The 13597-nt window shown below is 62.0% G+C and carries 13 protein-coding genes; 7 read left to right on the top strand and 6 right to left on the bottom strand.

All coding sequences use genetic code 11. The features are described from left to right. Positions 1-65 precede the first annotated feature (65 nt). The 6 genes from AC1DT6_RS37410 to AC1DT6_RS37385 form a co-directional block, all read right to left on the bottom strand. A complete protein-coding gene (locus AC1DT6_RS37410; RefSeq protein ID WP_477111998.1) occupies positions 66-398 on the bottom strand; it encodes a hypothetical protein in 333 nt (110 codons plus the stop codon). Continuing rightward, on the bottom strand, positions 395-1309 hold the full coding sequence (locus AC1DT6_RS37405) for a DUF2950 domain-containing protein (RefSeq protein ID WP_441635592.1): 915 nt from the start codon (positions 1307-1309) through the stop codon (positions 395-397). Before AC1DT6_RS37405 ends, AC1DT6_RS37410 begins: the two co-directional genes overlap by 4 nt. A gap of 12 nt (positions 1310-1321) precedes the next feature. After that, the gene (locus AC1DT6_RS37400) at positions 1322-2629 is read right to left on the bottom strand and encodes a DUF3300 domain-containing protein (RefSeq protein ID WP_477111997.1); all 1308 of its coding nucleotides are present in this window, start codon (positions 2627-2629) and stop codon (positions 1322-1324) included. 95 nt (positions 2630-2724) lie between these two features. Continuing rightward, positions 2725-4413 carry an aspartate-alanine antiporter gene (gene aspT, locus AC1DT6_RS37395; RefSeq protein ID WP_477115426.1) on the bottom strand — a complete coding sequence of 563 codons (1689 nt, stop codon included), beginning with the start codon at positions 4411-4413 and terminating at the stop codon, positions 2725-2727. Between the two features lie 106 nt (positions 4414-4519). Continuing rightward, the gene (locus tag AC1DT6_RS37390) at positions 4520-5086 is read right to left on the bottom strand and encodes a hypothetical protein (protein ID WP_477111995.1); all 567 of its coding nucleotides are present in this window, start codon (positions 5084-5086) and stop codon (positions 4520-4522) included. 602 nt (positions 5087-5688) lie between these two features. After that, positions 5689-6120, bottom strand: coding sequence for a host attachment protein (locus AC1DT6_RS37385; protein WP_441635584.1), 432 nt, complete (start codon positions 6118-6120; stop codon positions 5689-5691). Between the two features lie 719 nt (positions 6121-6839). Here AC1DT6_RS37385 and AC1DT6_RS37380 point away from each other — a divergent pair. From AC1DT6_RS37380 to AC1DT6_RS37350, 7 genes are all read left to right on the top strand, one after another. Further along, on the top strand, positions 6840-8468 hold the full coding sequence (locus tag AC1DT6_RS37380) for a trypsin-like peptidase domain-containing protein (RefSeq protein WP_477115425.1): 1629 nt from the start codon (positions 6840-6842) through the stop codon (positions 8466-8468). 77 nt (positions 8469-8545) lie between these two features. Beyond that, complete coding sequence (locus AC1DT6_RS37375) at positions 8546-9325, top strand: PP2C family serine/threonine-protein phosphatase (protein WP_441635580.1); 780 nt, start codon at positions 8546-8548, stop codon at positions 9323-9325. A gap of 31 nt (positions 9326-9356) precedes the next feature. Beyond that, on the top strand, positions 9357-11039 hold the full coding sequence (locus tag AC1DT6_RS37370; RefSeq protein ID WP_441635578.1) for a protein kinase domain-containing protein: 1683 nt from the start codon (positions 9357-9359) through the stop codon (positions 11037-11039). Between the two features lie 44 nt (positions 11040-11083). After that, positions 11084-11572, top strand: coding sequence for an RT0821/Lpp0805 family surface protein (locus AC1DT6_RS37365; RefSeq protein ID WP_441635576.1), 489 nt, complete (start codon positions 11084-11086; stop codon positions 11570-11572). Positions 11573-11593: 21 nt separating this feature from the next. Further along, positions 11594-12367 carry a S1 family peptidase gene (locus AC1DT6_RS37360; protein WP_441635574.1) on the top strand — a complete coding sequence of 258 codons (774 nt, stop codon included), beginning with the start codon at positions 11594-11596 and terminating at the stop codon, positions 12365-12367. A gap of 122 nt (positions 12368-12489) precedes the next feature. After that, complete coding sequence (locus AC1DT6_RS37355) at positions 12490-13080, top strand: OmpA family protein (protein WP_441635572.1); 591 nt, start codon at positions 12490-12492, stop codon at positions 13078-13080. Positions 13081-13252: 172 nt separating this feature from the next. Then, a complete protein-coding gene (locus AC1DT6_RS37350) occupies positions 13253-13459 on the top strand; it encodes a DUF6494 family protein (protein WP_441635570.1) in 207 nt (68 codons plus the stop codon). Positions 13460-13597 lie beyond the last annotated feature (138 nt).

Below are 13597 nucleotides of genomic sequence, written 5' to 3'. Positions count from 1 at the left end.
AGCAACGCATCACGGAATCCATTCTAGTCAATGGCGTGAACTTCAGAATCATGATCCTGTTGCGATCAGCGTCCCATCCGGCGGTCGTAGCTTTGCGAGATACGATCGAGCAGGCCGGGATCGCGCGAGTCACTGGTGTTGAACTGCACGCGCACGCTGCCGTCGGCCTGCTGCCGCACGCTGGCGGTCACGGTGCTGCCGTTTCGCTGGCCCGCGACCGTACCGCTTGCCTGGTCCTGAACGTTGATCGCCACGCCCTGATCGCGCATGGCGTCCGCGGCGGCGGAGAACGAACGGTCATAGCTCGCGGGTACGGTGCCGGCCGGATAGCCATAGTAGGTACAACCCGAGACGGCCAGGATGGCGCCAAATATCAGGGTAGCAAGCAGGTTCTTCATGGTGAGACCTTTCTCCAGCCGGGGCCGGGGTCAAACGTGTTCATTGCCGACGCCTTGGCGGCGCCGTCGGCACCCAGGTCGCGTTCATAGACCTGGCCCTCGTGGCTCACCATGAAGCTCATCACGCCAGTGTCCTGGTAGCGCACGGGCCAGGCGATGACGGCGAATCCGCCGAAGAGCTTGCCGTTGACTACGTAGTCGAATGCGCCGCCCGGCGCGTGCGGGCCTTGCGCTGTGAGGAGCTTGTAGTGATAGCCATAGTAGCCATCCTTTCCGGCATTGCGCGTGCCGGCTCCCTTGAAAGCCGGGCCAAGCGGGCTCGCTGGCTCACCGGCGCGAGTTGGCCAGTACAGTCCGTCCCGCTTTCCGGGGGAACTCGACAGTCTGGGCGCATAGGCGAGTACGGCGCCGCCGTCGTGGGCGGCCAGGGCGTATTCGTTCTGCGCATCGTGGATGGCCAGCATCGTCTGGATCACGGCCAGCTCGTTCCTCCCGACGCGTCGTACACGCATTTCCTCTGCCCCGGCGCGCGTGTCGAACTGCCAGCCGTGGGCCGACTTCACGAGAGGGATGGGCAGGGTCCAACCGTCGTTGCCCACGGCGATGTACGCGCGATGGCCAGCCGGCTGGAGTGCATGGGCACTCCCCCAGGCCGCCAGAAACTGGTATCGGACTTCGGCACCCACGGGCGGTATCAGGTCGCGAAAGTTGGCGCCCAGAAGGCTCTTCATTGCCGCCTCGTCATCATTGAGTACCGCGTCGCCAAATGCCCTCATCGCTGCTTCGGGCGATGCAAACACCTGATTTGCGTGTGCGGCAGGTACCGCCCCGAGCCCCAACAGCAGCGCACTGAGCACGGAGAATACCGTGATGAAGAGCCGGCCTTGACGACATAGCCGAGGTGAGTTCATGCCCGTCTCTCCTTAGCGCCGGCCGCCGCCGCCGCGTCCGCCACCGCCAAATCCGCCCCCGCCGCCACGCCCGCCACCTCCGTAGCCTCCCGCGCCACCACCGCTCGAGCGGTTGAACCCGGAAGACTGCATGCTGGACTGTCCCCGGTTGACGTCGCGTTGCGCGACATTGCCGCCGCCGACACCCTGGAAGGCGTTGTCGCGGCCGCCGAAGCCAGCGCTGTACCGGTCGGCATCCCTGGCGCGGTCGGACGTGCCTGGCCTGTTTGAAGCGCCGGCGCGATCCGACGTGCCAGGCCTGCTTGAAGCTCCGATGCGATCGCCAGTGCCGGCCCTGTCAACAGCCGCGGTCCGGTCGGCAACGCTGGTCCGCCCGCCGGCAGCCCCCTCGCGACCACGGAAGTCCGCGCGCCTGTCGGCGCCGGCCACGCTGCGGCCAAACTTCTCGCGAGACGCATTGTCGCGGTAGGCAACACCCTTGCGATGGCTCGCGTCGTGCTGCCAGCGTCCGCCCTGGGCCTTGTTGCGATCGAAGTGGTGGTCGATGTGGGCGCCACGGTTGATGTCGATGTTGATGTTCCCACCGCCCCAGTTACAGTTGCCGAAGATCGCACCTGCGGCGGCAAAGCCAAGGCCCCACGCGAACCCGCCGAGGAGGGCGCCACCGGGATAGTACGCGGGGTACGGTGGCCAGTAGTAGGGCGGGTAGGCCGGATAACCCCATCCGCCATAGACAATGGTGGGGTCATAGGCGGGGACATAGATGACTTGCGGGTTGGCTGGCTCGATGCGAACGATTGTGGGCGACACCGCCTCGGCCGTTGTCGCCTGCTCCACGATCACCCGTTGCTGCTCATTCGACTGCAGGTTGCCGGATTTCTGGGCCCGCGAGCGCAGGCGCTGCACTGCAGCCAGTACTTCCTTTTCTTGCGCGAGAACGGCGTCGCCAAGCCTCTGCGTCCAGTCGAGCTTGTCATACATAGGCTCAAGGACCTGAGGAAAGGCGACCAGCGACTTTACGCTGACGTCCCATGATTCGCTCGCGACAGCCTGGACCGCGTCATCGCCCTTGAGGTTCGGATGGGCCTTGACCCAGCGAGCGGCGTACACGATCTCCAGGGGATACGTGGAAGCCATCAGCACTTGGGACAGCACCGAGTCCGGGTAGAGCGCGATTGGCGCGACCAATGCCTCGATCTCTTCTGGCTGAAAGGAAGGCGCGGCCTGCTCCTGGGCATTTGGAACGCCTGATGCGAGCAGTGTCCCAACGAGGAACCACGCCCGGAGGGCTTGAGCCAGCCGCTTACCACATGCACTCATGGCGACTCCCCATCGACTGAGCGAGACATGTGCACGAGTCCCCACCCAAGCGGCTGGGGCGAAAGGCTATCGAGATCAAATCGCGCACCGCTAGTTCAGGCGAGAATCATGATGACGACCATGCCCCAGATCGTCAGGAACGTGTTCCCCACGGCATAGGTAACGGTGTAGCCGAGACCCGGAACCTGGCTCTTCGCGGCTTCGCAGACCATACCCAGCGCAGCTGTGGTGGTCCGCGCGCCGGCGCATACCCCCAGCAAGATAGCGGGATGAAAGTGGAATACATACTTGGCGATCAGCATTCCGACAATGAGCGGCACCGACGTCGCAAAGATGCCCCAGAGGAAAAGACTGATCCCAAGCTTCTGCAAGCCAGCGACAAATCCGGGGCCCGCGGAGATTCCGACAACAGCAATAAAGACATTGAGTCCAACCGAGTTCATGAACCAGACCGTAGGCTCCGGTATGCGACCGAAGGTCGGGTGGATTGCCCGGTACCATCCGAAGATAATGCCGGCAATCAGCGCGCCACCGGCCGTGGAAATGGTCAAGGGAACACCGCCCACCTTCAAGACGATTGCGCCGATCAACGCGCCAACAGTGATTGCAAGCGACATGGTGGCCACGTCCGTCACCGAAGTAGGTCGATCGATGTAGCCAAGCTTCTTCGCGGTCGCGTTGATGTCCTGTGTACGTCCAACCACCGTGACGACGTCGGCGCGGTAGAGTTTCGTCTTGGGCAAGACCGGGATCACGGTTTCGGTTGGCCCGCGCTTGATCCTCTTGAGGAACACCCCGCGCGCGCCCGGCCAGCGGGCCAATTCCTGCAGGGTAAGGCCATCCACCTCCTTGTTGGTGACGTAAATATCAACACCCTCTGTCTGGATATTGAGCAACTCCGCGTCTTCGACTTCCCTGCCGCTTGGACCGAGGCGCTCGATCATCTGGTGGCGCTTCCCGCCAATCGCAACAACGTCGCCCGGCTCCAGCCTGGTGCCAAGGTCCACCTCCATGATCTTGCCGCCACGACGAATGCGTTCAACGAAGGCTCTGACGCCTTCTTGCGTGCCGGATTCCAGTTCGCCGACGGACTTGCCGATATAAGGGCTGTTTGGTGCCAGTGAGTAGGCGCGCAGTTCGAATTCGTGCCACTCCGTGCCGGCCGCGCCCGGCTCTCCCGCACCGAGTTCCTTCTCGTAATCCTTGCAAGCGGCCACCAGGTCGATACCCAGCAGCTTCGGGCCGATCTGTGCCAGGATGATTGCCGAACCCACGGTGCCGAAGATATACGTCACCGCGTACGCGATTGGCATGCCGTCAAGCATTTGTTTCGCCTCATCCGGTGGTAAGCCGAGCCGGTTGATCGCGTCGGTGGCCAATCCCATGGAGGCGGAGATCGTTTGCGATCCCGCTAGGAGCCMGGCAGCCGAACCCAGGTCATACCCGGCCATCATTGCTGCTCCGACTGACGATGCCAGGCACAGCACACACATGATCAAGGCAAAGATGGCTTGTGGCACGCCGTCCTTGGCGATGCCGCGTACGAACTGCGGACCCACGCCATAGCCCACCGCGAACAAGAACATGAGAAAGAAGACAGACTTCACATTGGCGGAGATTTTCACGCCCAGGATCCCGATGACGATCGCCACGAGCAGCGTCGACGTTACAGCGCCCAGGCTGAATCCCTTGTAGCTTTTTCCGCCAATCCAGTATCCGATTCCCAGCGCGAGAAATATCGCGATTTCCGGATACGCTTTGAGTGTTGTAACGAACCAAGACATAGCCACCTCCATGAGCTATGGGTAGGTCAAAACGGGCGCATCCGCTCCCGCAGTAGTCCATCGCAATGATTCCTGATGAATCCCGATGGCAAACGCAGGAAACGGATCATCCTGTTTTTCGCCTGAGAGCTTCCAAGGCTTCGGGCTTGAGCAACTCAAGGCCACGCGCCGCGTTGTATCCGTGAATCTTCTTGACATCCAGCTTGCGCATGAAGGCAATGGTTTCCGGCGTGATAACCATGTCGCTGCGCGTATTGTTGATATTGATCTGCACCAGCGATGGTGGCAGGAAATCCGGAAGATGCGACTCACCTTCGTCCTCGATGATCCAGGCCTCTCTATTGTCCCGGTAGCTATTGGAAAGCAGAGCGCTGCTGATGCGCTGCACAATGCGCGCCAGGCCAACCCAGTCCCCGTTTGCCAGGCGCGCCTGCACCAGTGCAATCAAGTGCGGTCCGGGGTATGCGTTCAACTCTTCGATTGGATGTAACTCCTCCAACACAGCAATGGCTTGCTGGCGCAATTCGTCCCCGTTTTGTGCCGGCCGGGCGGCCAAGGCTCGCGCGATACGGTTGAGGGTGCTCCAGCGGTCGATACGTGCGTCCCAGGCGGAGAAGAACTGGTTGAGTCCAAACTTCGGAACCATTGCTTCAGTTGCTTCAGTTGCAGTCATGTCTCGCCTCCATCGTGCGAACGGCACAACATCGGGGCAGATCGCATCCCGCACGACGCCATGCCCTGTTTGGGGTATGTTCGCGTGCGCGATACCGGTTTGGCGCGTAGCGCGGCCTGCAACGAATGGCAACCTCAGTTCGTCAGTGGCGAGGAATGCTCAGCGCGATAGTGCAAGTCAAATATAGTGCGCAATTTGACGATCGGGAGAAAATTCCGGTCGTGGCTGGCGGTTCACTATCCGCTCACTATCCGAGATTCAGCAGCGGCATGGCGTGTCTGCCGAGTGTCAGATGAGGGGGTATGTGTTTCGTCAGACGGGAGACGGGGGTGACGGATCGGGTCTCGCAGCCGTGCTGGTCGGGCTCGCTGCCGCCATGGCGGGAGCCCGCCAACTCGCTGGAAAGCGATAGCAAGACAGCTGGAATGCGCGCCCCTCTTTCACGGCGTGGCGCTTCAATGGCGAGGCGCGCTTGCTGATTGATCCTCAAGCGCAGCGGCGCCGCCCGCTAATAGGGTGCATGGGACGGCGCTCCAGGACACATGCAATGGCACGAAGCCCGGAAGTCTCGCCGTCCGCGCCTGACAATCAGTACGTCTGCCTCAACTCCTGTTCAGGCGGCGCTGAATTTCCAGGGGTTTCAGCTTCGAGATATTCTCATCGAGTTCTTCGAATACCGCCTTCTGGGCCGCTTTGCCCAAGTGCTCGCGCAGCTTGCCGAGAAACTTCGGCGCCGCGGCCAGGCGAAGCTTGTCGTAGCGATGCTCCTGGCCGGCCTGCTCGAGAAATTGCCCCAACATCCTCGCGAACGCATCGTGCTCCCGCTCGATGGGGTCGGTGCGGGGTGGCACGGAATGACCCGGCTCGCCCTTGCCAGCGTAGCGTCCCTGGGCATCCTGGCGCAACTCGCCGTCCCTGGCGCGGCCCAGCGGGTTGATAAAATCCTGAATCTCATGGAAGTCGTTGCCTGTTCCATGGGCCTGGAAAATCCGGGCGCGACTGCTATCGGCGGTAATAGTCCAGATGGTCGTCATCGCCAGTTCCTCCTGTCAGGCCAGGTTCATGGTTCAAGGATAGGTCCTGCGGCGGCTGCCGTGGAGGTGCAAAGCTTCTCCGTCAAGCGGAAGCTCATGTGGGAACGGAGCCGGTCGCACCCTGCATCCGATACTGCAGGACGAGCCGTGTGCACGGCGCGTGACTTTGCATTGATGGGGATGACCTGTCTGCCGACAGGTCAGGAGAATACGACGCCATTTCTCGCCCTATCGCGCAGTGCCGGCTTCCTTTGGCGAACCTATTCCGGGTCATCTATACTTTTTTTGATAAGTACCACCATAGCGTCACATTTCGCGCCAAGCCGGCGCGCTTCAGTGCCCGGGGGGTAGGTCGCCGGCAGTGCGCTTCGATGAGACGCCCGCCGGTGCCATTCGGGGGTGCGCATGCCTTGGCCATCTTCACCTTTGCCCATCTTGCACCTTGGCCCCATTGTGCTGGCGCGAGGTGCAGCTTTGCCGTCCCATGTCCTGCCCGCACGGGCGCACGCGTATCGCCAGAAGCGGCCGGCAGCCTGTACCGGCAAGGACGCTCGCATGCGAGGATCGCAAGACCCCACATTGGCGGTTGGCGGAGATCACTTTAAACATACCGGTGTCCGGGATATTGCGGAAAGCGCTGATCGATCGGGTTTTCGTGATATCGCGAGAGAATCAGATATCTTCAGAAACGTTACCCGGCAACCATAAGGGAGACCGGGATGACGCGCATCATCATTACTCACATTTCCGGTTCGAAGGCACATCAGATCGAACAGTTTGAAGTTGACCGGTTCGATCAAATAATCCTGGGGCGGGACCCGGCGGCTACTGTCGTTTTCGACCCGCAGCGCGACGATCTGGTGAGCCGCCAGCATGCCGCAATTCAAATCGGGAAAGACGAACCCCCTCGCTATACGCTGGTCGATCTGGGCAGTAGCAACGGTACATTCCATAACGGCCGCGCGGTCAAGGATGAGACGTTGCTGGCGCCGGGCGATAGCATCGAACTGGGCGAGGGCGGACCGCGTCTGACGTTCGACCTTGAGCCGCGGCCCGTTGTTGCACCCGCTCCGACACGCGTGRACGCAAAGGCTGTAGCTGAAACGCGGGTGAGCCGGCCTTCGGTGCCTCCTCTCGGCGTCTCCGCTCAAGCCACGGACGATCGCGTGGGTAAAGAGACAGTGATACGGATGCTGGATCAGCAGAAGCGCTCGGCCGGGCGCAAGCTGCTCATCGGCGCTGGTGTGGTGGTGGTGCTGGGCGCCATCGTTGTCGGCGCATTTTCGCACTTCGGTATCCTGTTCGGGAAAAGTCCCGAGGCAATCGTCGCAGATTTCGGTGCGGCAACGGTGGTCGTGGAGGCCCGCTGGCATATCGTGGACAAGACCACGGGCCGCCCCGTTTACCAGCGCATCTGTATCGTCGAAAACCTGCGGCTTCCCTGCTTTATCCAGATCGATAACAGTCCCATTCAGCGCTGGCTGACGACTGACGACGACGATCATCGCGGCATTCCAATTGAAGTGGGTGGACGCGGCAGTGGATTTGTCGTCAAGGACCAGGGATTTATCCTGACGAACAAACACGTCGCCCAGGGGTGGAAGGTGCCGGGCTGGATGGACTTCGACTCGAATGGCGGCATACTGATTCGGGTCTCGACGGCTGGCCAGGGTGAAGTCAGCCTCGCCCGGATTAACCCAAAGGCCTTCAGGCATCTCAAAGGCTGGGACTTTGACCACCCGGTGAGGTTGATAAGGCCAAACTTCGCCGTGCCGGGAGGCATGGCGCTTGGCACCATGTCCATGGCCGTTCTCGAGGGGCGCAATGAGAACCTGGCGGTGCGCTTTCCCGATACGCGGGATAGCATCGAGGCACGTGTCGTCAAGTCGTCCGCCGAAGCGGACGTGGCGGAGATCAAGATTGATGCCACACGCAAATTGCCTACCATCAACCTTGCCTCGGTGGGTTCCCGGCCACGCGTAGGCGAGCGCGTGACGGTGCTCGGCTATCCAGGCATATCCGAGGAAAAGCACGCGATCGTTCAATCGAGCGAAGGCGGAAACATTGCCAATCTCGTCGAATTGATTCCTCAGCCCACGGTAACGGAGGGCATCATCGCGAAGGTCGGCGACACCGTCAAGGCAGAGAAGAATGTTCAGACCTACGATGACCTCGGCGACGTCTATCAGCTTACGGTGACCGCCACGGGCCACGGCAACAGCGGGGGCCCGGTGTTCGACCGCGACGGCAAGGTGATCGGGCTGTTTACCTATTCCCGTTCCATGGGCGACGAACGCGTCACCTTCGCAGTGCCGATCAAGTACGGACTCGACTTGCTGCTTAACTGAGCTCACCGGGAACGCTTGCCATGTGCGCAGACCAGACTAGTCCAGCGGATCGATCCCGGCTTGCGGTCAGGTGCGCGATGCTGAGCGATGTAGGTTGCGTCCGCGGGCGGAACGAAGACGCGGTCGGCTGCATGATTCCGCGCGAGGACGATCCGTTCGCGCGTGCCGGTGCGCTGGCTGTTGTGGCGGATGGCATGGGTGGGCACGCAGCAGGCGAGGTGGCTAGCCAGATTGCGTTGCGCACGGTACTCCACGAGTATTACCGTAGTGCGCCCGTGCCGGCGGCTGCACTGACAACGGCGTTTGTCGTTGCCGATCAGGCTATCCGTGATCGTGCCGCCGCCGACCCCGGTTGCGATGGGATGGGAACCACCTGTAGCGCGGTCGCCATTGTTGATGGCCTCGCATATATCGCCCACATCGGCGATAGCCGGATCTATCTCCTTCGCCAGGGCGCGTTCCGGCAATTGACCCAGGACGACTCGCTCGTCGGCAAGATGTTTCGCGATGGACTGCTGACGGCGGAAGAAGCCAACAGGCACCCGGACAGGAATGTACTTCTGCGGGCGCTTGGGGCACCGGACCATGCGCCGTCGGTTTCGCCCGAAGGATTTCCGCTGGCGCATGGCGACGTCCTGATGCTATGCACCGACGGCATATTCGGCCAGGTCGACGACGCTACGATTAAGTCCTTGCTCATGAAGCTTGACCCGGTCGATGCCTGTCGCAAGCTGATTGAACTCGCGCGCATGGCGGGCGGGCTGGATAACGCGTCGGTTGCGATCTGCAGTTTGCAGCGGCAGCCGGCAACCGGTAGCGAGTCGGTTCGCTCAACGCGCGAGACCCGTCCTTTCTGAAAGCAACATTAATGGTTTTGATGGACTCGCCATGTCAGCCAGGCAGATAGGCCACTACGAGATTCGCACCCTGCTGGGGCGCGGCGGGATCGGCGAGGTCTATGGCGCCTTCGACACCGAACTCGAGCGTGATGTTGCCATCAAGACCCTGAGGCCGGAGCTAAGCCTCGACAAGGCATTCCTGGAGCGCTTTCGCGCGGAGGCCACCAGCCTTGCCAAGCTGAACCACCCGAACATCACGACGCTGTACGCGCTGTTCAAGGACGCCGATACCTTGTGCATGGTGATGGAGCTCGTTCATGGCCACACACTTGAGACCGTCCTGCAGCGCATCGGCCAGTTCACCGTGCGGGACAGTCTCGCGGTGATCATCCAGGCCATCATGGGTCTGCGCTACGCGCACAAGATGGGCGTGATTCACCGCGATATCAAACCATCGAACCTGATGTTGACGGACAGCGGCACGCTGAAGATCATGGATTTTGGCATCGCGCGCATTCAGGGTTCGCAACGCCTCACGCAACAAGGCGACATCGTCGGCACCCTGGCCTACGCGTCTCCCGAGCAATTGCGCGGCCATGAGGGCGACGGCAGAAGCGACCTGTATGGCCTTGCGACCGTCCTGTACGAACTGATCTCCGGGCGGCTGCCTTTCAACGCCACCAGCGACTATGAATTGATCCGCGCGCAGGTGGAAACGCTGCCTCCGCCTTTGGCCTCGCTATGCCGGGATCTCGACCCGGGCGTTGAAAGGGCGCTGATGCGGGCGCTTGCCAAAGCCCCCGAAGAACGGTTCGACTCGGTAGAGGACTTTGGCCGTGCCCTGGGGGCTGCTTCGCTACTTGCTGATGCGCCTGATATCGTCAGCGAAGGCGTGCTTCAGAGGTTCAATGCGCCCGATCTCAAGACCACCCGCGTCGAGAGCGTGAGCTCAAGCATCGACACAAGCGTCAACCCAAGCGTAAACACAAGCCTGAACGCGGGAGCCCAACTGCGCGTCGATGAGGATGTCGCTCGACACGCTGGGCCACATCCCGCACCGCCGACAACTGCGGACGAATCGCATTCCCGGCAGGTTGAGCAGGCTCCAACCCGCAGCACGGCGGTCAGGCCGGAGCCGGTGCGACCGGGGCCGCGGCTTCGCGTTGCGGGTCTGGGCGCGGCTGCCGCCGGGCTCGTCGTAGGTGCCGGAATACTGTTGATGGCATTGACCCGGCATCCGCAGCCGACGCCCCCGGCACCCCCGCCGGCGTCGAATGTGCCGCCGCAGGTGTCCGTGGCTGAGCCACCCGTGCAGGAACAGCCGATCGATCTTCCGCCGATCGCGCTGATCCCGAAGCCTTCTTCCCCCCCGGCAGGGCCGGGTGGGGGTAATCCCGCGTCGCCGCGGGCCAAGCCAGACCTTGAGGGAACCGTGGCCCAGGTGCTGGATTCGGGAGCGCTGATCGTCGGCGGGAAAATTGTCAATCTTTCCTCCATACGCGGCGAAGACGGAAAGCCTGCCCAGGCCATGCAGCGCTATCTCAAGGGTAAGGGCAACCAGCTCCAGTGTTTCGCCAAAGACAAGGCCTTTCAGTGCTTCGCGGATGGAGAAGACATTGGCGAGCACGCTCTCCGAAACGGCTGGGCTCGCGCAAGGGACGGCGCGCCGGCGCAATATGCCACTGCCGAGCAGGACGCGCGACGCGCGCACGTCGGTGTCTGGGCAATGTAGTCAAGGGGGGGGCGATTCCGCCTGACTGTCAAAGGATAAACGCAATGAACAAATGGACTCTAGCAATTGCCTGCACGGCAACCGCAAGTGCGGTTCTTGCGGGGTGTGCGCAGGGCGATTCGACAGGCATGAACAAGACCACTTCGGGTGCGCTGATTGGTGCTGGCACGGGTGCTGCGCTTGGCGGGATCTTTAGCCATGGCAATGCGGGCGCAATAGTCGCGGGAGGCATGGCCGGCGCCCTGCTTGGCGGCATCATCGGCAGAGAGATGGATGAGCGAGACCGCGAAGCCCGCCAGGCCGCATTGAAGCAAACCTTGCAGACCGCGGAGAACAACCAGCCAAGGACCTGGCGTAACCCGAAGACGGGGAATTCCGGCACCATCAAGCCGCTCAGCGGATACACGAAGTCCGCAAGCGCGCAAACGTGCCGGAACTTCACGGAGACTTACGTAAAGGAGGGGAAGTCTTACGAACAGACTTCGCGCGCGTGCCGGAATGCAAAGGGAGAGTGGGAGCTGGCCACCCAATAGTGTCTTTCGGGATCGAATTTCATGGAACGGTGCGCGCCCTCCTCGCCGTGGTGCCTGGTTCTGGCAATTGGGGCGATCGGCATCTGGGTTCTAAGCGCAGCCGCAGAGCGCGGCGGGTCGCCCGATGACTTCGCCGGCGATATCAAAGCTGTGGGCGCACAAAGACACGCAAATCCCGGCCACGGAAAGGACAAGAGCCATGACGGGATGCTTCGCAGCGGCACGGCATTCTTTGTGGCGCAGTCCGGAGAGATGCTCACCAGCGCGCACGTCGTGCGCGGCTGCCGGCAGATCGATGTCTGGCCAGCCGACCTGAAGAGCGTGCCCGCATCAGTTGTGGCCATCGACGAGCAGCGAGATCTGGCGCTGCTCGCAACGAACCGTCCAGTGGAAATGGTGGCGCGGCCCATTGCCAAATCCGTCCGCCGGGGCGCGCCGGTCTATACGATCGGCTTCGGCCTCACGCCATCGACGCCGCTTGTGCCTGTCATGACGCGAGGGTCCGTGCGCGGCATTGTGCAGCCTGAGGGCCATCGGCTTCTGGTGCTGCGCGCTGCGCTGCATGAGGGCAATAGCGGAGGGCCGGTTGTCGACGCGCAGGGTGAGTTGCTCGGCATGGTCGTGGGACGGTACACGGACAAGCCTGAACTCAGCGTCGCGGTTCCAGCGCAGGACCTTGCACAGTTCCTCCACTCAATGTCCATCGCGCCGGCGCCGCCCGCGCTTCAGGCTCCGGAGCTGAAGCCCGGCACAAGGCTCAGGCAGATTTCGGCTCTCGTTCAATGCGCCGAGTAGATGCCCTGGGAAATGCCCTCGGAGAGGCATGGCGAATGCCGTAGCATACCTATAATGAATGGCGAGGATTGTGGCGATGCACAGCACGAGCGTGGAAGCGCGCAAGTACCTGGAGTTTCAAAATGGCAAATGTCACGCGTTTCGCTTTCGGTACGCACCGGTTGATCCCCCTGTTAATCGCGGCGCTTTCCATCCTCGCTGCCTGGCCGTCCGCCCGTGCAGGCGAACTCTTAATGAGGGAACAGGACATTAGCGTTGAGTCGATCACCAATGCCTTGACTCCGCAGGATGCGGATGACCGGAACGAGACACTCGGCATCGTGCACCGTGATGTCCCCGCGACGCAGGAACTCGGCAGCGCGGCGAAAAGTCCGTCCGCGCAGTTGCTGATCACATTCAACAGCAATTCTTCGAGGCTGACCGCAAGTGCCCGTGCGGCGCTCGGCAAGGTCGCCCGCGGGCTGCAATCGGCAAGGCTCTCCTCATACAAGTTTCGTATCGAAGGGCATGCGGACCCGCGCGGCCCGGCGGATGCCAACCTGAAGCTTTCCGAGAGCCGCGCCGCGGCGGTGGCGGAATACCTGACGCTGGAGGGCGGCATAGCCGCGGACCGTCTGACGCCGGTGGGCAAAGGCGCTACCGAGCCACTGAATATGCAGAACCCCACCGCCCCCGAGAATCGTCGTGTGACCATCGTCACGGTGAAGGAATAGTCGCTGCATGTGGGCTCACGCTGTCGCTGAGCGGCGACTGCGCCGACTTTGCCGAGGCCGGCGGGGATCCAGCCATCGCGGGTGATGGGGCAGGGCGGTCGTGGGACAGCCGGGCAGCAGACGTACCGCGCATCGCCTAGTCTTGCGTTGTGGTAACAGCCAGGAGAGTGCTATGAACGAAGAGACCTTCAACCTCAGCATTCGCAAGTTCCTCAAGGTCGTCGGCGTGAGCTCGCAGCGGGAAATCGAGCAAGCGGTATCCAGCGCGCTCGCGGCCGGCACCGTCACCGGCACGGAGCGTTTGCCGGTCGTGGTTACGTTGGAACTGGCGGCTTTGCAAGTCAAGGTTCAGTTTGACGGCGAGATTCAGCTTGAGTGACGCCGGCTGTCCTCCGACGCTTTCGCTGATCGCAAGTGGCTAAAGGGGCTCCCACAAGAATTTCCCAGAAAAAGCTTGCAAGCTTAGTGGGAAACCCTTAGTATTCGGTCCCCCGCAGCAGGAAACACCGCTGCAAAC

It is taken from the genome of Cupriavidus sp. 01L45 (assembly GCF_056399885.1).
This window is presented reverse-complemented; position numbering and strand designations above follow the sequence as displayed.